This window comes from Psychrobacter sp. HII-4, assembly GCF_904846595.1.
GTDB lineage: Bacteria > Pseudomonadota > Gammaproteobacteria > Pseudomonadales > Moraxellaceae > Psychrobacter > Psychrobacter celer.
This window is the reverse complement of record NZ_CAJHBJ010000006.1, coordinates 63055-81158: the sequence shown is the minus strand read 5'-3', so window position 1 is coordinate 81158 and position 18104 is coordinate 63055. Positions and strand designations below refer to the sequence as shown.

Sequence of the window (18104 nt, the reverse complement as noted above, 5' to 3'; positions counted from 1 at the left end):
AAATATAAGGATAAAGAATTTGGTCAGTTTAGCTCAAAGCAGTCCTGAAAACCACGGACAATTACAAATACGATAAGCTTTATCCAAGGCGGTTTTGGCTGGTTTTACTAAAAAAATTGACACACAAATCACAGAAAAAAGCAGTCTGGTTTACTGCCCATTTAGCGAATGGGCAGGCACGAGACGAAAAAGCACCTATAGATAAGATAGAAGCCTTATCCATAGGTGCTTGGACCGTCGTTTTCAAACCGCAAAAAAGCGTCATTTAGATAGAGAATGACGAGCCGCAGCCACACGTCGTGGTGGCGTTGGGGTTGGTCACGATAAAACGCGCCCCCTCTAAGCCCTCGGTGTAGTCAACGGTAGAGCCTTGCAGGTATTGATAGCTCATCGAGTCGACGACCAAGGTCACATCGCCATTATCAAAATTGGCGTCGTCTTCGTTTAGGTCATTGGCAAAATTAAAGCCATAAGAAAATCCTGAGCAGCCGCCACCGGTGACATAGACGCGCAGCATCAAGGTGTCATCGCCTTCTTCTTCGCGCAGGCGGCGCACTTTTTGAGCGGCGCTGTCCGTTAGGTTTAAAACCGTTGGGTCTACAGGCTGGGCGGCGCTTGGGTTAAATTGATTGGCTGATTCGTTCATATCTACCTCAGTTACTAGGATCAAAGGCTGTCGTCCTGTTTGGGTTTGCAAGCACAGTCATGCAAAAAAAGATACGCACGGCGTTTGATTCAATGGAATGCTGTCATTATGGCAAAGCGATGCGCGCGTTATCAATCCTCGTTATCATTATAATACGAGTGTCATCACTCACGCGCTAAATACATGCTCGGCCACGGGCACTTATGGTATCGCAGTATATCATAATGGGGGTGTTGATTCGTTTGTCAAGAGCGACGCTTGGTTATGCGCTATTAATAAACAAAACTGCCTTTGCGATGCTGCCGTACGACTTCACCGAGGCGACTATGTTTACCGACCCCGTTTAGAGATTCTGTTTAGCGATGATAGCCCTCATAGCAATCAAGATTTGCTTTTAAAATAGTGATTTAATCGTTTGCCTATCGGTGAGGCGTTTGAAATAATAGCCGCCAGTAAACATGCCAGACGTGTGTTTTTTATTGCCTTGAGTTTTATATTATTGTTGAGATGAAGAGATTATATGATCGAATTTAAAGACGTAAGCGTACGCCGTGATGGTCGAGAGTTGTTTGCAGGGGCAAGCTTTCAGCTCCATCCCGGTCATAAAGTCGGCCTAACGGGCAATAATGGCACCGGCAAATCTACCTTGTTTGCGCTACTGCTTACGCAAATGGGTACGGGGGACACCGAGGTCACGCTGGACAAAGGCGAGGTGAGTATCCCTGATAGTTGGCAGGTGGCGCACATGGCGCAGGAGGTCGGAGCCAGTGATCAGACGGCGATTGATTACGTGTTGAGCGGTGATGAGCAGTGGTACGAGATTAATGCCGCGCTCAGTGATTTAAGCGCTGTCAGTGATGAGCAAATTGGGGTGTTGCATCAGCAGTTCGATGAAATCGATGGCTACCGTACACCGACCAAAGCGGCACAAATCATGGCAGGCCTTGGGTTTAATACCAGTCAGCACGAGCTGCCTGTCTCAGGGTTTTCGGGTGGCTGGCGCATGCGCTTAAACCTCGCCAAAACCTTGATGAGCCGCGCTGATTTGATGCTGCTCGATGAGCCGACCAACCATTTGGACTTAGATGCCATTCTATGGCTTGAGACTTGGATCAATGCTTATACTGGACTGGTCATCGTCATCTCGCATGACCAAGCGTTTTTGGATGCTACCGTCGGTCATATCTTGCATGTCGAGCAGCAAAAAATCACCCTTTATACCGGTAATTATCAACAGTTCATTCGCACCCGTCACGAGCGCATGGCGCAGCAGCAGCAAGCGTTTGAAAAACAGCAAGCGACTCGCGCCCACTTGGATGACTTTATTCGTCGTTTCCGTGCCAAAGCCAGTAAAGCGAAACAGGCACAAAGCCGTATCAAGCAGCTTGAGCGTATGGCAGAGCTGTCGCCGATGATAGCGGACAACCCATTCTCTTTTCGCTTTTATGAGCCAGCCAATATGAGCTCGCCGCTGATTGAGATGACACACGCCGATATTGGCTATAGCGATACGCCTTTGCTTCGTAACGCCAATGTGCAGGTCACGCCTGATACGCGTCTTGGGCTACTGGGTATGAATGGCGCCGGTAAGTCGACCTTGATTAAAGCCTTGGTCGGCGAGCTGAAGATTTTGTCAGGCACTTACCGCGTGTCCGATACCTTAAAACTTGGCTACTTTAACCAGCATCAAATGGACGCTTTAGATGCGGCGGCCACCCCGCTACAGATGATGCGCCGCCTAGCTGGTAAGACATCAGACGCCGATTTGCGTTCGTTTCTCGGTAGCTTTGATTTTCGTGGTGATCGTATCGATACGCCAAGTGAGCTGTTCTCTGGTGGCGAGCGCGCTCGTCTGACGCTGGCTTTGATTGTCTGGCAGCGTCCAAACGTGCTGGTCCTCGATGAGCCGACCAACCATTTGGACTTGCAAATGCGTCAGGCGCTGACCCTGGCCTTACAAGGCTTTAAGGGAGCGGTGGTGCTGGTCTCGCATGATCGTGAGCTGATTGCCAATGTCTGTGATGAGCTATATTTGGTGCATGACGGGAAAATCGATGCGTTCGATGGTGATATCAGCGACTACGGAAAATGGCTGAGCGAGAAGCGCAAACAAGAAAATAGCTCAGACAAAGCAGCAGGCAAGAAAAAAAGCAAAAAAGAGAGTAAAAAGTTTGTTTCACGTGAAACATACGATAGCCTAGCAAATACAGCAGCGCCTACTGCAGCAGCCAAAGATAACCCTACATCGCCTGCTTTGAGCAAAGAAGATCAGCGCAAAATGGCCGCGGAACAGCGTAAACTGACTGCACCGGTTCGCCGCGAGATTGAAGATACCGAAAAAGTATTGGCTAAGACTGAAACGGCGCTGACAGCCATAGAAGAAAAGCTTGCCGATACCAGTCTGTATGAAGAAAGCCGAAAAGCGGACTTGCTAAAACTGCTGGATGAGCAAAGCACCCTACAGCAGCAGCAAAGCGCTAATGAAGAAAAATTACTGCTGGCCATGACAACGCTGGAAGAGATGGAAGCGGGTTTTGAATAGAGCCGTACCTATAGTCAGCTGAATGTAAAACTGTTATGGATTGAAACGCGCGACTGGTATAAATTTTACTTGCGTGCTGCGTTCCCAGAGGCTGCGCAACCTACGTTTAAAAATAGCATCCCAGTGGCGCTATGACATTTTTAGAGTGTATCGACTATAGATAAAGCGCCACACATAAAAAAAGGGAGAGCATAGGCTCTCCCTTTTGTTTCACATTATTCTTTACGGTATTTACCATCACCATAAGACAGTATCTCCATGGTAGTGGTGCACAATTGGCAGTTGATTTGACCAGCAGCGGCTTTCGACAAATCTAAAATACGGCCTCGTATAAAAGGCCCTCTATCCGTGATTTTGACGATCACGCTTTGCTTTGTCTTTTGATTGGTCACTTGTACCTTAGTACCGAAGGGCAGCGTACGATGCGCAGCGGTCAAGGCATTCATATCAAAAATACTGCCACTGGCAGTACGCTTTCCGTGAAACTTGCTACCATAATAACTGGTGTTACCTGCAAAAACGCTGGTGCTTAGTAGCAGTGACAAGGTGATAACCAAAGACTTGATTAAATACGACATTCAATACCTTTATACAGTTTATAAAATAGACAGATAACCTTGCCTATATCATCGATACTCCCTGTGAGTATCAAAGTTATATTCATTTTATAGCACATAAATTGTCGTATCCTTACGGCTCTGTTAAAAAACGCCCCAGTTCAAATAAGGGGTAGAATACGAGAAAATCATTTTGATAGTTCAGGCAGTTTTGTATATTCAGTTTTCTAAACGTTGATTTATATGGCATCACACTGTGGAAAACTATCATGAAGTTAAGTGAATAAATGTGTTTGCTCATAAACATAACAGCGTTATCGCATCAAAAATGAATAATGATAATGATTGAATTTATATAGAATTTGGGCCTTTATCTTCAGGGAAGTCATAGGGAACCCTTGAGCTACAAGGGGTGGTGCCATATGTTTAATAGCTGGAATATCAGTAAAAGCAGCCTAAAATAGCTTTTAATTTAATGTAAAAAATCTTGCTATATTCTTACAATTTTGTAAAATACATAGGATTGAACATTATTTCATAATATTGAATAGTCACTAAAAATATTTTGAGTAAAGGTTTGATAATTCGTTTTTTATCACTCTTTAAGGAAGTTGTATGTTGAAAAAAATTGCAATTGCTTCAGTTGTTGCTGCCATGATTCCATTTAGCGCAGCTCATGCCGATCTTGGTTCTAAATTTAAAACTGCAGAAACTGGTCGCACTATCGAGCAGATTTATAAGCAGTGTGGTATTGGTGGTGCTTTGTTTGGTAATTCTAGCCCTATCTTAGCTATTATCTCTAACGTGACTTGGGATTTAGGTACTACGGCTGCTACTTCTGACTCTATGTCTCCTGAAACTTGCCAAGGTGGTAACGTTAGAGCTGCGGTTTTGATTAAAGAAGCCTTCCCAAGTGTTGAAAAAGATCTAGCTTCAGGCCAAGGTGCTCATTTATCAGCATTACAAAACGTTGCTAACTGTGATTCGGCCGCTAGTGTACGTGCACAGTATGGTCAATATGCACAGACTTCTGCATATCGCACTGCTACCCAAGATCAAAATGCAGAAGCGCTATTCAGCATCGTTAAAACAAGCTGTGCTATCTAAAGCTTGTCAGTTTTAACGTATTAAGTCATTGGTTTAATGATTAAGCTTTTGACTGTTTAATGATAAAAACACGTAAACCTAGTGCTTACGTGTTTTTTATTGCTTATGTGTTTATGGTGCTAATAAAAAATGCAAAAAATATTTTTGTGCGTAGCTTGTCTTGCTGTACCTACTGTCTATGCCGCTGAACCCTACCTAATGAATTCGGTAATGGATTCGATAGTAGTTGAAGAAAAAGACAATAGTCTTTTTACTCACGATGGGAATGCTGATAATAATGAGACTTCTGAACCACGCATGCTTGCTAACGGACAGGATATTTCATTAGCGAAAGAGCAGCGCATGCAGATGCCTAGTGATAAAACCATTATTGAAGAAAAACGACAACTCAGTAAAAACACAGCTACCACTTCTGCCAAGCTAAAAACATTATCTAAGCACTCTCAATGGCAACATTTACTATTTTACAAAAATGGCAAAGCTGAAGTTATTTCACCAGATTTTTATTTAACCAATCCAAAATCACGCTCAAAACGCAATTTTGATCCTTATGCAGAGCTGATGGCAACGATAGAGCAGGCAAGTAATGAGAGCGTTGTTTGTAAGTATCCAGCCAGATATTTATGGCTTAATCACCATTTACCCGAACTAAATAGTAATCTAAAAGATTGCCCGCTGCTGCCAGATCCTAATCAAGAGATAAGCCTAATCTTAGTCAGTAATTACTTAAAAAACCCAGCCTCTTCGTTCGGTCATGTATTGGTAAAGTCCAGTATGGCTGCAGAGGCTGAAGACATTATGAACAAAGAAGTCAAAGTGCTTTCAAGCGAGGATTTGCTTAATAATTCATACAACTTTGGCGCGCGCATTCCAGCCAATGAGAACGGAGCAATGTACGCTATTAAGGGGCTCTTTGGACTCTACGATGCGGGTTTTTCGGAGACGGAATTTTTTAAGCAAGATGCCGTGTACTCCAAAAACGAGCAACGAGATATGTGGGAATATGTGCTAAATCTTGAAGCATTTGAAACGCAATTACTCAACTACCATTTATACGAAGCAAAATCCGCTCGATTTGATTATTACTTCATCAAACAAAACTGTGGTTATCGTTCAGGAGAAATATTAGAGCTGATAAGCGATGTAAAAACGACTGAGCGCATAGGCCCTTGGTACGCGCCAGATTATATATTTGATCAGTTGTTAGAGCATGATAGTGGCACAGGATCGTTAGTTTCCTCGGTACGTTACCTGCCTTCTGAGCAAACACAGTTGCGAGAGAAGTTTGTACAACTATCAAAGCCAATACAAAATATTGTTAATGAAGTCATTCGTACAGAAAATACCGCACCGCTTGCCACGCTGAATACCGATGACAGAGCACTTGCGCTTGATTTTCTAATCTTACATCGCACTTATAAAATATCACAAGACAATACTCCAGAGCAGCTAGCGTTTAAAAATGAATTATTGAGCCAACGTTTTGCGCTACCAGCCAGTGATGGTTTAGCTAAGCTGGCTGTACCTAATAAAGCGTCACCCGCACTCAGTAACAAAACAACGCAAACCAAAGTAATTTTATCTGATGAGCGTGCGCAGGTGGGATTATCACTATTTGTGAAAGATCCTCTAAACGCTTACACTGATATTGATAAACGGTTTGAAGCAGTACAAGCCTCTTTGGGTTATGATTTTGATGATAGCAAATGGACGCTGACAGACTTTGTCTTTTTAGACATGCAGCAGATCGAAAACTTGAGACAACCGTTATCAGGCGAACCCAAATTGTCTTGGCAATTAAAAACAGGCGCGCGCACAGACTTGTTTACTGGTAGCAACCACAGTCCTTATGCGCAAGCTGGCATGGGAGCCGGTGCAAAATTTGGTAAGCACATGCTTGGTTATGGTATGGTAAATGCGACAGTCCACGATCAAGATCGGCATGCAGACATAGGGGTTGAGTTTGGTTTGCGCGCTAAACATGATACTCAAAGTGCTGAGTTGTCTTATAGTGCCTCTAAACGAGAGGGACGTGCCTCCATTGCCCTCACCAAATTGACATTACGGCAACAGTTATCAAAGAACAATGATGCCAGAATTATAGTGACACACGCTAAGATAGAGACACACGCTGATTATGATGCTTTAAGCGGTTTAGATAATACAAATGCTAGTATCGCTTGGCATCATTATTGGTAATATCTTAAAGATCAAAGTTATATTTATAGGCAAAGAAATGAAATATTGCTGCATCATCCCTATATTATGTATTAAGTAAATCGTTAATAATAAATGCGATAAGGAAAAAATAATATGGCAGAAAAAAACTACTACGACATTTTGGGGGTCAAAAAAGACGCCTCAGACGCTGATATCAAAAAAAAATACCGTAAACTGGTTCGTCAGTATCACCCCGATGTGAGCGACGACCCAAACGCGGATAATAAAATTGCTGAAATCAACAACGCTTATGAAACGCTTAGAGATAAAGACAAGCGTGCGCAATATGATGCTATGCTAGACAACCCCTTTGCCGGTCAAGGCGGCGCTGGTGGCTTTGGCGGGTTTGATGGTCAGTCGGCAGGCGGACAAGGTGGTTTTCGCTGGGAGGATATCAAAGATCAGTTTGGTGATGGACAAGCCTTTGGCGATGGCGGCTTTCGCTTTGATGATATATTTTCGGCCTTTGGTCGCGGCGCGCGTGGCTCAGCTGGTGGACAGGCAGGAGGCCGCACGCAAGGTAGCGGCTTCGAGCAATTTGGGGGTGGCTTTGGCGCGCAGGATAATAAAGGCCAAGATCAGCACGCCGAGATTGCGGTGGACTTGGCCTCAGTCTATAGCGGTGACGACTATAGCATCAAACTAAACGTGCCGGTACGCCAGCCCGATGGCAGCGTGGATTATGAAAATAAAACCCTTAAGATTAAAATCCCAAAAGGCATCACTGATGGCAAGCAAATCCGCCTAGCAGGTCAAGGCTCAGCTGGCATGGGTGGCGGAAAAAACGGTGATTTGTTTTTAAAGGTGAAAATTCGCCACGACCCCAATATCCGTATCGAGGGTGCTGATGTCTATCAGACAGTAAATATCACGCCATGGGAAGCGGCATTGGGTGGCAAAATCAATGTCAGTACGCCCGCTGGCACCCTTGGCGTGACCATTCCCAAAAACAGTAAATCTGGCAGCAATTTACGTCTAAAAGGTAAGGGCATCCCTGCCAAACAAGCGGGCGACTTATACTTAACTCTCAATATCGTCAACCCTGATATCACTGATAGCAATAGAGAGGCTGTGACAAAAGCCTATGAGCAGCTAAAGCAAGCCTTTGCTGATACCAGTATTAATCGCTGATAGCTGCCGCGCTGCTATCGACAGAGATCAGCGAAAAGCGATAACGGGGAGAGATGAAAACGATCACGATGACATAAAGCACAAATAAGGATAGCAACCAAAAGAGGATAATAATAATGAAACACTCGCCTGAATTTACCGATATTATCATGAGCTTGGATGAGCTGGTATCTGCCTGTGGTCAAGAGCGTCAATGGGTCATCGAGCTGATGGAAGAAAACATCATCGAGTACGACGTGCCAGAGCGTGAGCAGTTTACCGGCTATCAGCTCACCACGGTGCGCCGCGCCTCTCGTCTGAGCCGTGACTTTGATGCCAGTGTGCCAGCGATCGGCCTGATACTGGAGCTATTAGAAGAAGTCGAGCAGCTGCGTCAGCTCAAACGTCAGCTAGAAGGACAGACGCCAATCATTGAAGTGGATACCGAGCATCTAAAGTAACCAAACCATTGATAAAGCACCGCTCATAAAAAAGGCCTCATTGCGATCATTGAGGCCTTTTATTTTACAGTGTGTGATGTACAGATACGGATTGCGCCGGCTTAACGCGCGTATTTAGGGTCGGCTGCCGCAGTAAACAAGACGTCAGTTGACGAGTTGAGCGCGGTCTCGGCCGAGTCTTGAATCACGCCGATGATAAAGCCGATAGCAACCACTTGCATGGCAATGTCATTGGGGATACTAAAGAGGCTTGCAGCCAGAGGAATCAGCAATAACGACCCACCAGCGACCCCAGAGGCACCGCAAGCACTAATGGTCGCGACCAAACTCAATAAGAGCGCAGAGGCAAAGCTCACCTCGATACCGAGCGTATGCGCTGCCGCCAGCGTCAAGACGTTGATGGTAATCGCCGCCCCTGCCATATTGATAGTTGCACCAAGTGGAATGGTGACAGAGTAAGTGTCTTCGTGTAGGCCCAGTTTGCGTGCAAGGTTCATGTTTACAGGGATGTTGGCCGCCGAACTACGCGTAAAGAATGCTGTAATCCCTGACTCACGCAGGCAAGTAAATACCAGTGGATAAGGGTTTTTGCCAGTTTTAACAAGGACGATAATAGGGTTGGCGACTAAAGCGATAAATAACATACAACCGACTAGCACCATTAGGATACGCGCATAACCTGCCAATGATGCAAATCCCGTCGCAGCGACCGTGTTGGCAACCAAACCTAAGATACCAAAAGGAGCGAGAGCGATGACCCATTTCACCACTTGTGAGATGGCATCAGCAAAATCGCCCACAACGGTACGCGCGGTGTCGCTGGCTTGACGCAGGGCAAAACCGATGATAATCGCCCAAGCCAAGATACCGATATAGTTGGCCTCAGCGATGGCATTGACAGGGTTTGCCACCAGATTCATCAGCAAGTTGGTCAATACTTCTTTGAGGTTGGCCGGTGGTACTTGCTCGACAGTTGTGTTGACGAGTACCAGCTCAGTTGGGAATAAAAAGCTGGCACCGACAGCAGTCAATGCTGCCAAAAATGTGCCAAACATATACATGATGAGCACTGGTTTGACATACACTTCGTTGCCACTACGATGCTGACTAATCGCCGCCATCACCAGTACAAAGACCAATATCGGCGCGACTGCTTTTAGTGCACCGACAAATAGCGTCCCCAACAATCCTAAGGCGATACCAACGCTTGGTGCTAGCCAGCCTATTAGCACCCCTAATATTAAACCGATAATAATGAGCGGTACCAGCCCTATACGCTGGTACATCGCAATCAATGAACGCATTTGTACACCCTCGAGTTAGTCAGTCAGAAGTAAATAAATCATAAAAATAGAAAAACAATCGGAGGATAGTAGCATTTTTTCGGATACTCGCCTACCAGTCAGACTGGACGCGGCAAATCAGACGGCAACCAACCACGCTGTAAAAACCATAAAAAGGGTAGGTAAAATAAAGAAAAGGCAGGCAGGCGCGCGGGGAAAACTGAGCGAGGCGACTGATAAAATAAAGCTAATGAGATAAAGTTAAGATAGCAAAGTTAAGATGAAAAAGCTGGAAAACAAACCAGCAGACAGCCCGCAAGTAACATGTATAGCAGTAGCGTTGTGTCGTCTTTAGAACAAATCAACTGTATAAGCTACACCGTATAGTGCGTCAGCTCATAGCCGAGCTGTTTATAATGCTTATATTTATGACGGCCTTCTTGCATACTTTTGGCATCAGGTTTTATCAGCTCAAGTATTCGAGTGGGTTCGGCAGGACTGGTCGCGGCTATAAAATCGCTGACAGGCTGCAATGTGGTATTGAGAACGATACCTGAGAAGTCCGCTGGCATATAACTGCCGAGCATGACGGGCGCTGATACTGCCACTTCGATATCGGAGGTATCAGGCTTTGCGGCATCAGACTCCATCGTATCAGGTTCTATGGAGTGAGGATCGCGGCCCAAAAGGCGCTGGTGCGGGATAAAGCTGGTCGCGTCGTGCGTCCATAGCGCTTCATCAAGCGAGCTGAGGAATGCCTCATCTTGAGACAAAATCAGTAGCGATTGGCTGCTTTTATTGAGCGCCGTTTGGGTCAGCTGACAAATAAAGCCCAAGATTTCTTGGGCTTTACGCTCGCTTAATACATAAAAACTTACGTTCATAAATTGGTCGTCATCACTGCATTAAGCGTTGTTTGCGCTGTTTTTTAAGTACTGCATAAATAAAGGCACAGGGCGACCGGTTGCCGCTTTATCTTTGCCTGAGTTCCATGCGGTGCCTGCGATGTCTAGGTGCGCCCATGGCTGACCTTCTTCGACGAAGCGTGATAAGAAGCAAGCTGCAGTCACAGCACCTGCGCCTTTACCACCGATGTTTTGCATATCAGCGATGGGTGAGTCAAGCTGCGCCTGATAGTCGTCATCTAATGGCATGTGCCAGATGAGGTCACCTGATGAGTAGCTGGCGTTTTCTAATTCAAACAACACATCTTCATCATTACTAAAGACCGCTGAGCGTACATGCCCTAAGGCCACCACGCAAGCGCCCGTCAACGTCGCCACATCGATGATGGCTTTTGGCTGGTAGCGCTGGACATAGCATAAGGTATCGGCCAACACCAAACGACCTTCAGCATCGGTGTTTAAGATTTCAACCGATTTGCCGTTCATGGCTTTAACGATATCACCAGGACGCGTGGCCTCACCTGATGGCATGTTTTCTGCACAAGCGAGTGCCCCCACGACATTAATTGGTAGACGCGCCTCGCACAGCGCTTTGATGGTACCCAATACAGACGCTGAGCCGCCCATATCGAACTTCATCTCATCCATGGCCGCGCCTGGCTTGATAGAGATACCGCCTGAGTCAAAGGTCACGCCTTTACCGACCAACACGATAGGCGCATCGTCATGGCTGCTATCAGTGTTTTTGTCTGATTTTTTGCTAGGCAGTTTGGTGGGGAGCTTATCAGCCAACGCTTTTAGACCACCGGTGACTTTTGCACTGCTATTGCCGGCTGTATAAGTATCAGTCGCGCCTGCTTTGGCACTAAAGTTAGACTTGCCGCGATACTCGAGTAGTACCAATTTGCCTTCTTTGCTAGAGCCTCTAGCCACCGCTAAAAAGCAGTTCATGCCAAGCGCCGACATCTCATCTTCGCCCAGCACCGTCACTTTTAGGAGGTCAGGATAGGTCTTTGCAAGCGCTTGGGCTTGTTCTGCCATATACGCTGGAAAGCAGATATTGCCTGGCTCATTGGCGACGTCACGAGTCAAGCTTTGACCGGCGAACACCGCTTGCGCGAAGTCTAGCGCTGGCTGCAATGCTGCATCGGCCAACAAATACACATCTGTAAGTACCGGTGTGGTTTGCTCAGACTTGTATTTATCAAAACGATAGCTGGCCGCTAGTAGATTTAGCGCAAATTGGCCAAAGTGGTTTTCTTCTAGATCATCGCCGAGCGCGACCGTGATAGAGGCGACGCGTTTTTGCGTATTGCTATAGATGGTTTTGGCGATTTTTTGTAGGGCAGTGTGGTTGAGCTTGTCGGTATTACCGACACCGACCAACAATAACTGAACTGGGTTTTGCTTGGTGGTTTTTTTGTCACCGGCCAATGCCAAATCAGCAACGGTTTCGCAGGCTTTACCACTAAAGTGTGACACTTCCATCAATTGCTCAATACGAGCGCTATAGTCAGCTAGCGCAGACTCAGCGAAGAGGTTTTTTTTGTCATCCACCAACACCACCAAACAAGCCGCGTCTTTACTCTTCGCTTCTTTTTTGAGGATTTTTTGGGTATGGGTTTTGGGGAGTTGCTGAGTTAATTTGATATTCATATAGTTATCCTTATTTGAATGGTCAATAGATACCGCCTTTTAATCGGGGTACGAAACAATCAGATTGTTAAACAACTGGATTGCTAAATAGCTAAGCTGTTCAATCAGTTAAATCAATTATCACCGAGCCAAGCGGCCGTTTATCACCAGCTTAATTTTTCGTAAGCTTAATGTCTCACAGACTCAGTGCAATAGCCGCACGACAAATGACTGCCAGACGCTGCCTGAGATTATGTGTATGGTTCGAGGTGATAAGGTGATAAAAACATAGAGTCATCTTGCCCAGCCGATATCTGATCGCTATGCTCAAACCAACGATAAAATCCAAGGTTAAGCCATTGGTTCAGTCAAAACTTCAGTCAAAGCATTGGAAGGTTGGGCGCTTGTTGTAGTGTAGCATATCAGGTAATCAGCGTGCTGTCGGCATCGGTTAAGTAATGTTTTCGTATATATTTGCTGCGCGATCTTAAGAGCAAATGCTGCATAAACCACCGCCTCAATCTTAGCAAGGGTTAGGTAATGTTTTAGCACATTTTTCACAGCCATTTTTTGCCAAAACATGCTAGCATTAACGGTTATATCCAAGGCTTATATTTGTGTAGTATCGCTAACGATACTACTGTTAGTTGTTATTATCCGTTAACTATCGGCGAGCGGTACAAATCTGCCGCCCAAAAAAAGCCATTATAATAGCCAAATAAGCGCCACGCCTGAGCCAGCGCTCTATCATACAGCACGCGCATACCAACTGTTTAAGAGTCCCTATTGTGATATTACGCCGCTACATGACCCAACAAGTTGCCTCGACCACCGCTTTGGTGTTGGGGTTTTTAGTGGTGATGATGCTCGGTGGGCGCTTGATTCGTTACTTTGGGATAGCCGCTGAAGGTCGTTTAGACATCAGTTTGTTATTTACCATTATCGGCTACAATCTGCCGTACTTTTTAGAGCTTATCTTGCCATTGGCGTTTTTTATTGCGCTGATGCTGGTATTTGGCCGTCTATATGTCGATCAAGAAATGGCAGTCATCAATGCCAGCGGTGTGTCGCGTGGTAAGCTGGCACGCTTGATGACGCCATTTATCCTCGCGCTGTTTGTCGGCGAGGCGGCGTTGTCTATCGTTGGTAAGCCGTGGGGGGTGCGCTCATCTGAGGCGGTGTGGCAACAGCAAGCCTTGACCAGTGCCTTTGATTTGATTCGCCCAAAAGAGTTTATCAGTAGTGGTAATTATCATCTGTATGTCGGCAGTCTGAGCGAGGACAAAAAGCAGCTGCAAGATGTGATATTGATCCAATCAGAAAAACCAAAAAAAGGCAGTCAGCCCAAAAACGCGGCGGCCAATACAGCAAAAAATGAGCGTGATCAAAGCGCCGCGGTCTCTGTCGATAATCGCATCGACCCCAAAACCGCTGAGCAGTTGGATATTCCAGAGCTGCCAGAGACACTCGTCAATCATGATATCAGCAAAGACACCATTACCTTAGCCAAACGTGCCGAGCAGGTCGATACAGGGAGCCGCGGCGTGACGCAATTGGATTTGTTTCAAGGACGACGATACGAAGTCGGCGCAGGGAGTCTAAAGTACAATCAAGTAGGCTTTGATCGCTACCGTATCAGCTTGACTGAGTCTGCCAAAGACGTCATCACCGAGGACAATATCGAAACCCAAGCCATCGGGCCGTTGTGGCAAGCGGCAACCGGTAGCGGCAGTACACAAGTGAGCACGGTCGAGGCCAAGCGCGCTGCGCAAGGTGAGCTCGGTTATCGTTTTGCGCTGCCTTGGCTGATGATTATCGCGCCGATGCTGGCGGTACCCCTGGCACAAGTGCGTCCCCGTCAAGGTCGCTGGTTGCGTTTGTTTCCCGCTATTTTATTGTTTGTCAGCTGCGCACTGGGTATCATTTCGCTCAAAAATGCGGTGAGTAAAGGCAGCGTCAGCGTGTGGGCGTATGCGTGGCTAATCTTAGGGTTTATGGCGTTGGCGCTGTATATGAACTGGGGCAGCCGTGTGCAGCATCGCCTGCGCTTTCGCCAACCTCAGCAGCCGCAAACAGTGGCCGACAGTCGCGCCAATCCAAATGACAACACGTCAGGAGGGCAATCGTAATGCGCTCCTTATTTGCCAAAACCCCAAGCGCCGAGCCACTGGCCCAAAAACCCGGTCAACTAACAGTGCTCGGTCGCTATGTCAGACGCAATGCGCTGCTTGCTATCATCGGGGCCGTTGTCGGTCTATGGGCCTTGCAGCTTATTTTTTCTTACTTATCCGAGCTTGATTCGCTCGATGATAGCTATACGATGAGTGAGGCGATTAAGTATATCTTTTATCGCTCGCCTTACTTTTTAGAGCAATTTATTCCGACAGGGGCGCTACTTGGGGCTGTCGTAGGTTTGGGGCTGCTGGCCAACAAAAGCGAGCTGGTCGTCATGCGTGCCGCTGGCGTCAGTATCTATCGCATCGTCGGTTGGGTGCTACAACCCGCTCTGATTTTTGTGCTACTTGCCTTAGCGATCAATCAGTTTGTCTTGCCACACTCCAATCAGTTGGCAAAGGAAATCAATGATGAGGACAGCCGCTCGCTTGTAACCTCGGTACGCGGCTACTGGACGGTGCAGCCACGCTTTGAAAATGCACAAGATGGCAGTACAAAGCCTGCTGGCAGCGATATTTTATATATCGATTATGCCGACGTACAAGGCAACATCGGTGAGGTGAAGCGCTGGCATTTGGACAATGATGGCAATTTGCAAACCGCTATTCATGCCAAAGATGGGCAATATGTCGGCCGGCAAGCTCTAGATAGCAGCAGCGGCACGCCGAGCGGACAGTATCGTTACGAGTGGCAGCTCAATGACATGACCACGCTTAGTATCAACCAAGGCTTTGAGAGTAGTCAAGCCGTCTTCGCCTCCGATACGCTCAGTTTGCCATTTGCCCCAGAGTCGGTGTATCTACTGACGCGTAAGGCAGAGGATTTGTCTCTGACGCAACTATATGAGCATCGTCAGTTTATGCGAGGGCAGGGCAATCGCTCTTTAGAGCATGAGCTGGCATTTTGGCAAAAGCTGCTGTCGCCGCTATCGATTTTATCGCTGGTGATCGTTGCTTGCTCATTTGTCTTTGGCTCGCTGCGTACGCACAGCCTGGGTCTGCGTATCGTCGTGGCGCTACTGTTTGGTTTGCTATTTAGCTATGTGCAAGATTTGGTCGGCTTTGTCTCATTAGCGACAGGATTTTCGCCATTATTGATGGTGCTATTACCGATAATTGGTAGCGCCGCCTTGGGATTTTATCTGATAAAACGGCAGATGTAAGACAATGTGGTAAGTGGTATGCCATCTTTAATGCCCTAAGCAAGAGAATAAAAAAACAAAAACCCCGCTAACATGCTGATGTGTTGGCGGGATTTTTGTTTGTGCAGCTTTTAAGTTACTGAAGCTTATTCTTTGGTCGCCATAGTAATGGTATAGGTTTTGCCCTGTTTGACCTTTTCGCTATTACCAAACACTTCGGTAAACGAGCGCTTCATAAACTGGCGCAAACCATTGATGGTCACCACATAAAACCGCCCACCTTGACGCATACGCGCATAGGCATCGAGGAAGTATAGATAGTGCTGCTCTTTGCCGACTTTGGCTGGCAAGTTTGACATTACAAGGCTAAAATCTTTGTCCGCTGCCACATGATTGAAGCCGTTTGATAAATGCACATCGACATTTTTTAGACCATTCTTTTCGCAGTTACGGCGCGCATATTCTACCGCCATAAAGTCTTTATCAATAAGTGTATGCTGACCGTTCGGGCACTCACGCGCTGCCGTCATGCCGAGCACGCCATAGCCACAGCCCAAGTCGATCGAATCATCATCCGCCCGAAAATCCACATAATCGAGCAGCATTAGGCTACCGTCATCGAGCTTTTGCGGTGAAAAAATACCCCAAGTGGTCGCAAAATCAAACGGCTTACCCAGTACCTCTTGCTGAAAATGAATGTCTTCGCGCCAGTGTTCAGCATTTTTTAGCAGGTCGGCAGGGGGACGATGGTTTGTAGAGTGGCTCATGGGATTCTCGGATAGTAGATAGGTAAAAGGTTAACAAGCTATGGCAGGTATTGTAGCGAGAAAAGGGTCAGTTTGCAGCTAGGGATTGATAAAGCAGATTCTATACTTTGCCGCCTCTATCTCAGATTGTGCTCTGCATATCAAATCTACAATCTCGCTTTCACCACATAAGTATAGGTTTGAGTCACAAAGTTTTTTAATTTTACTTTCGCAAACGCTTTTTTAAAAAGTAATCAAACACAAACGGGCCAAATGGCAAAAATGAGCCGAGCACGCCAGCCGGCATGGCCCATAGCGGCAGCTTTATTTTGCTGGCTGTGAGCAGCAGCATCAGGATATAAGCGATAAATAGTGCCCCATGCGCCATACCGATATATGTCACCGCCTCAGAAATGCCGAGCATATATTTTAGTGGCATAGCGATACCAAGCAATAATAAAAAAGACGTGCCTTCTAAATAACCCGTTATGGTCAAGTTTTTGAGGGCAGCATGCTGTCCTTTGGTGAGCGTAGGCTGCAAAGATGGCTGAGCTTGCGACACGTTATATTCCTCTTACAATCTTCAATAAATAGTCAGTTTTTATGTTGACCGTTCAATATTAGCCGCGTGGATGATGTTCGGCATGCAATTTTTGCAGTCTCGCTGTCGCCACATGGGTATAGATTTGCGTCGTGGACAAGTCACTGTGTCCAAGCAATAGCTGTACGCTGCGCAAGTCGGCACCGTGGTTGAGCAAATGGGTGGCAAAGGCATGGCGCAGCGTATGCGGTGAGAGTTCTTTATCGATACTGGCTACTTTGGCATAACGCTTGATAAGATACCAAAAGTTTTGCCGCGTCATATAGCCGCCTTGCGCCGTCAAAAACACTGCTTGGCAATTGCCTGACTTGAGATGTGCAATCAGCTCGCCACGCCCGTGAGACAGATAGTCCTCTAGCGCATCGCTTGCATATTCACCAAGGGGCACCAGCCGTGTTTTATTGCCTTTACCAGTGATTTGCAACCAACCTGAGTTCAGGTTGACTTGCTCAAGCGATAAATTGATCAGCTCACTGACGCGCAGGCCGCAGGCATAGAGCACCTCTAACATGGCCTTGTCCCGTAGGCCAAGCGCGGTGCTGGTATCGGGCGCGGCAAGGAGGTTTTCGATATCGGCTTCGCTCAAATCCTTTGGTAATGGTCGTCCAAGCTTTGGGCTTTTGATACGCTCGCACGGATTGTCCTCGCGCAGGTTGCTCGCTATCATCCATAGATAGAACTGGCGCAGGCTTGAGAGCATGCGCGCTTGGGTGCGCGGGGTTTTGTCCTCTATAGCGAGGGTAGATAGGCAGTGCAGCACGTCATCCGCTTGCCATTTGGTCAATGGCGCGGTGTTGGTCAGCTCACAGGTACGTAGGTCGCGCACATAAGCATTACGGGTACGTGTTGCCAGACCACGTGCCAGCATGGCTTGGCGAAACTCGGTGATATAGGCGGGCTCGTCATCGACTGCCAGCGCTTTGGGTTGCCTTTGCTGTACGGCGCGGTCACGGCTCATAGGGTGCTCGGATATAG

Annotated in this window: 16 protein-coding genes; 8 read left to right on the top strand and 8 right to left on the bottom strand. The window is 46.8% G+C overall.

Annotated elements, in window-relative coordinates; translation table 11 throughout:
• Window positions 1-265 precede the first annotated feature (265 nt).
• On the bottom strand, window positions 266-646 hold the full coding sequence (erpA, locus tag JMX98_RS05240; RefSeq protein ID WP_105244487.1) for an iron-sulfur cluster insertion protein ErpA: 381 nt from the start codon (window positions 644-646) through the stop codon (window positions 266-268).
• Between the two features lie 203 nt (window positions 647-849).
• Here erpA and JMX98_RS05235 point away from each other — a divergent pair, with 203 nt between their 5' ends.
• Together JMX98_RS05235 and JMX98_RS05230 are read left to right on the top strand one after the other, a co-directional pair.
• Window positions 850-993, top strand: a complete 144-nt coding sequence (locus JMX98_RS05235; protein WP_201585104.1) for a hypothetical protein — start codon at window positions 850-852, stop codon at window positions 991-993.
• 173 nt (window positions 994-1166) lie between these two features.
• Window positions 1167-3188 (top strand): ATP-binding cassette domain-containing protein, encoded by a 2022-nt coding sequence (locus JMX98_RS05230; RefSeq protein ID WP_201585102.1) that lies wholly within the window; start codon window positions 1167-1169, stop codon window positions 3186-3188.
• A gap of 215 nt (window positions 3189-3403) precedes the next feature.
• Here JMX98_RS05230 and JMX98_RS05225 read toward each other — a convergent pair whose 3' ends face one another.
• On the bottom strand, window positions 3404-3766 hold the full coding sequence (locus JMX98_RS05225) for a septal ring lytic transglycosylase RlpA family protein (RefSeq protein ID WP_192994510.1): 363 nt from the start codon (window positions 3764-3766) through the stop codon (window positions 3404-3406).
• A gap of 594 nt (window positions 3767-4360) precedes the next feature.
• Between JMX98_RS05225 and JMX98_RS05220 the strand changes: the two genes are divergently transcribed.
• The 4 genes from JMX98_RS05220 to JMX98_RS05205 all read left to right on the top strand — a co-directional run bounded on the left by JMX98_RS05220 (window position 4361) and on the right by JMX98_RS05205 (window position 8643).
• Complete coding sequence (locus tag JMX98_RS05220) at window positions 4361-4852, top strand: DUF3015 family protein (protein WP_201585101.1); 492 nt, start codon at window positions 4361-4363, stop codon at window positions 4850-4852.
• 210 nt (window positions 4853-5062) lie between these two features.
• On the top strand, window positions 5063-7051 hold the full coding sequence (locus JMX98_RS05215) for a DUF4105 domain-containing protein (RefSeq protein ID WP_201585100.1): 1989 nt from the start codon (window positions 5063-5065) through the stop codon (window positions 7049-7051).
• 114 nt (window positions 7052-7165) lie between these two features.
• Window positions 7166-8203, top strand: coding sequence for a DnaJ C-terminal domain-containing protein (locus JMX98_RS05210; RefSeq protein WP_201585099.1), 1038 nt, complete (start codon window positions 7166-7168; stop codon window positions 8201-8203).
• 116 nt (window positions 8204-8319) lie between these two features.
• Window positions 8320-8643, top strand: coding sequence for a chaperone modulator CbpM (locus JMX98_RS05205; protein ID WP_075101342.1), 324 nt, complete (start codon window positions 8320-8322; stop codon window positions 8641-8643).
• 101 nt (window positions 8644-8744) lie between these two features.
• On the opposite strand, the gene sstT is transcribed toward JMX98_RS05205, so the two are convergent.
• From sstT to JMX98_RS05190, 3 genes are all read right to left on the bottom strand, one after another.
• Window positions 8745-9947: a serine/threonine transporter SstT gene (gene sstT / locus JMX98_RS05200; RefSeq protein ID WP_201585098.1), complete on the bottom strand. Its 1203-nt coding sequence runs from the start codon at window positions 9945-9947 to the stop codon at window positions 8745-8747.
• 353 nt (window positions 9948-10300) lie between these two features.
• A complete protein-coding gene (locus JMX98_RS05195) occupies window positions 10301-10810 on the bottom strand; it encodes a DNA polymerase III subunit chi (RefSeq protein ID WP_201585097.1) in 510 nt (169 codons plus the stop codon).
• 21 nt (window positions 10811-10831) lie between these two features.
• Window positions 10832-12487 carry a leucyl aminopeptidase gene (locus JMX98_RS05190; RefSeq protein WP_201585095.1) on the bottom strand — a complete coding sequence of 552 codons (1656 nt, stop codon included), beginning with the start codon at window positions 12485-12487 and terminating at the stop codon, window positions 10832-10834.
• A gap of 785 nt (window positions 12488-13272) precedes the next feature.
• Here JMX98_RS05190 and JMX98_RS05185 point away from each other — a divergent pair.
• Window positions 13273-14595 carry an LPS export ABC transporter permease LptF gene (locus JMX98_RS05185; RefSeq protein WP_201585093.1) on the top strand — a complete coding sequence of 441 codons (1323 nt, stop codon included), beginning with the start codon at window positions 13273-13275 and terminating at the stop codon, window positions 14593-14595.
• Window positions 14595-15803, top strand: coding sequence for an LPS export ABC transporter permease LptG (gene lptG / locus JMX98_RS05180; RefSeq protein WP_201585091.1), 1209 nt, complete (start codon window positions 14595-14597; stop codon window positions 15801-15803). Before JMX98_RS05185 ends, lptG begins: the two co-directional genes overlap by 1 nt.
• A 125-nt stretch (window positions 15804-15928) precedes the next feature.
• Here lptG and JMX98_RS05175 read toward each other — a convergent pair whose 3' ends face one another.
• The 3 genes from JMX98_RS05175 to xerD all read right to left on the bottom strand — a co-directional run bounded on the left by JMX98_RS05175 (window position 15929) and on the right by xerD (window position 18087).
• Window positions 15929-16549: a class I SAM-dependent methyltransferase gene (locus JMX98_RS05175; RefSeq protein ID WP_201585089.1), complete on the bottom strand. Its 621-nt coding sequence runs from the start codon at window positions 16547-16549 to the stop codon at window positions 15929-15931.
• A 202-nt stretch (window positions 16550-16751) separates the two neighbouring features.
• Window positions 16752-17090 carry a DUF3817 domain-containing protein gene (locus tag JMX98_RS05170; protein WP_201585087.1) on the bottom strand — a complete coding sequence of 113 codons (339 nt, stop codon included), beginning with the start codon at window positions 17088-17090 and terminating at the stop codon, window positions 16752-16754.
• A 58-nt stretch (window positions 17091-17148) separates the two neighbouring features.
• Complete coding sequence (gene xerD / locus JMX98_RS05165) at window positions 17149-18087, bottom strand: site-specific tyrosine recombinase XerD (RefSeq protein WP_201585085.1); 939 nt, start codon at window positions 18085-18087, stop codon at window positions 17149-17151.
• Window positions 18088-18104 lie beyond the last annotated feature (17 nt).

What these genes read in the sequence shown, in the direction of transcription:
- JMX98_RS05185 (WP_201585093.1), top strand. Translation starts at nt 13,273, where the DNA reads ATGACCCAACAAGTTGCCTCGACCACCGCTTTGGTGTTGGGGTTTTTA.
- JMX98_RS05190 (WP_201585095.1), bottom strand. Translation starts at nt 12,487, where the DNA reads ATGAATATCAAATTAACTCAGCAACTCCCCAAAACCCATACCCAAAAA.
- JMX98_RS05175 (WP_201585089.1), bottom strand. Translation starts at nt 16,549, where the DNA reads ATGAGCCACTCTACAAACCATCGTCCCCCTGCCGACCTGCTAAAAAAT.
- JMX98_RS05215 (WP_201585100.1), top strand. Translation starts at nt 5,063, where the DNA reads ATGGATTCGATAGTAGTTGAAGAAAAAGACAATAGTCTTTTTACTCAC.
- JMX98_RS05195 (WP_201585097.1), bottom strand. Translation starts at nt 10,810, where the DNA reads ATGAACGTAAGTTTTTATGTATTAAGCGAGCGTAAAGCCCAAGAAATC.
- JMX98_RS05225 (WP_192994510.1), bottom strand. Translation starts at nt 3,766, where the DNA reads ATGTCGTATTTAATCAAGTCTTTGGTTATCACCTTGTCACTGCTACTA.
- JMX98_RS05230 (WP_201585102.1), top strand. Translation starts at nt 1,167, where the DNA reads ATGATCGAATTTAAAGACGTAAGCGTACGCCGTGATGGTCGAGAGTTG.
- lptG (WP_201585091.1), top strand. Translation starts at nt 14,595, where the DNA reads ATGCGCTCCTTATTTGCCAAAACCCCAAGCGCCGAGCCACTGGCCCAA.
- erpA (WP_105244487.1), bottom strand. Translation starts at nt 646, where the DNA reads ATGAACGAATCAGCCAATCAATTTAACCCAAGCGCCGCCCAGCCTGTA.
- JMX98_RS05205 (WP_075101342.1), top strand. Translation starts at nt 8,320, where the DNA reads ATGAAACACTCGCCTGAATTTACCGATATTATCATGAGCTTGGATGAG.
- JMX98_RS05210 (WP_201585099.1), top strand. Translation starts at nt 7,166, where the DNA reads ATGGCAGAAAAAAACTACTACGACATTTTGGGGGTCAAAAAAGACGCC.
- xerD (WP_201585085.1), bottom strand. Translation starts at nt 18,087, where the DNA reads ATGAGCCGTGACCGCGCCGTACAGCAAAGGCAACCCAAAGCGCTGGCA.
- JMX98_RS05235 (WP_201585104.1), top strand. Translation starts at nt 850, where the DNA reads ATGGTATCGCAGTATATCATAATGGGGGTGTTGATTCGTTTGTCAAGA.
- JMX98_RS05220 (WP_201585101.1), top strand. Translation starts at nt 4,361, where the DNA reads ATGTTGAAAAAAATTGCAATTGCTTCAGTTGTTGCTGCCATGATTCCA.
- sstT (WP_201585098.1), bottom strand. Translation starts at nt 9,947, where the DNA reads ATGCGTTCATTGATTGCGATGTACCAGCGTATAGGGCTGGTACCGCTC.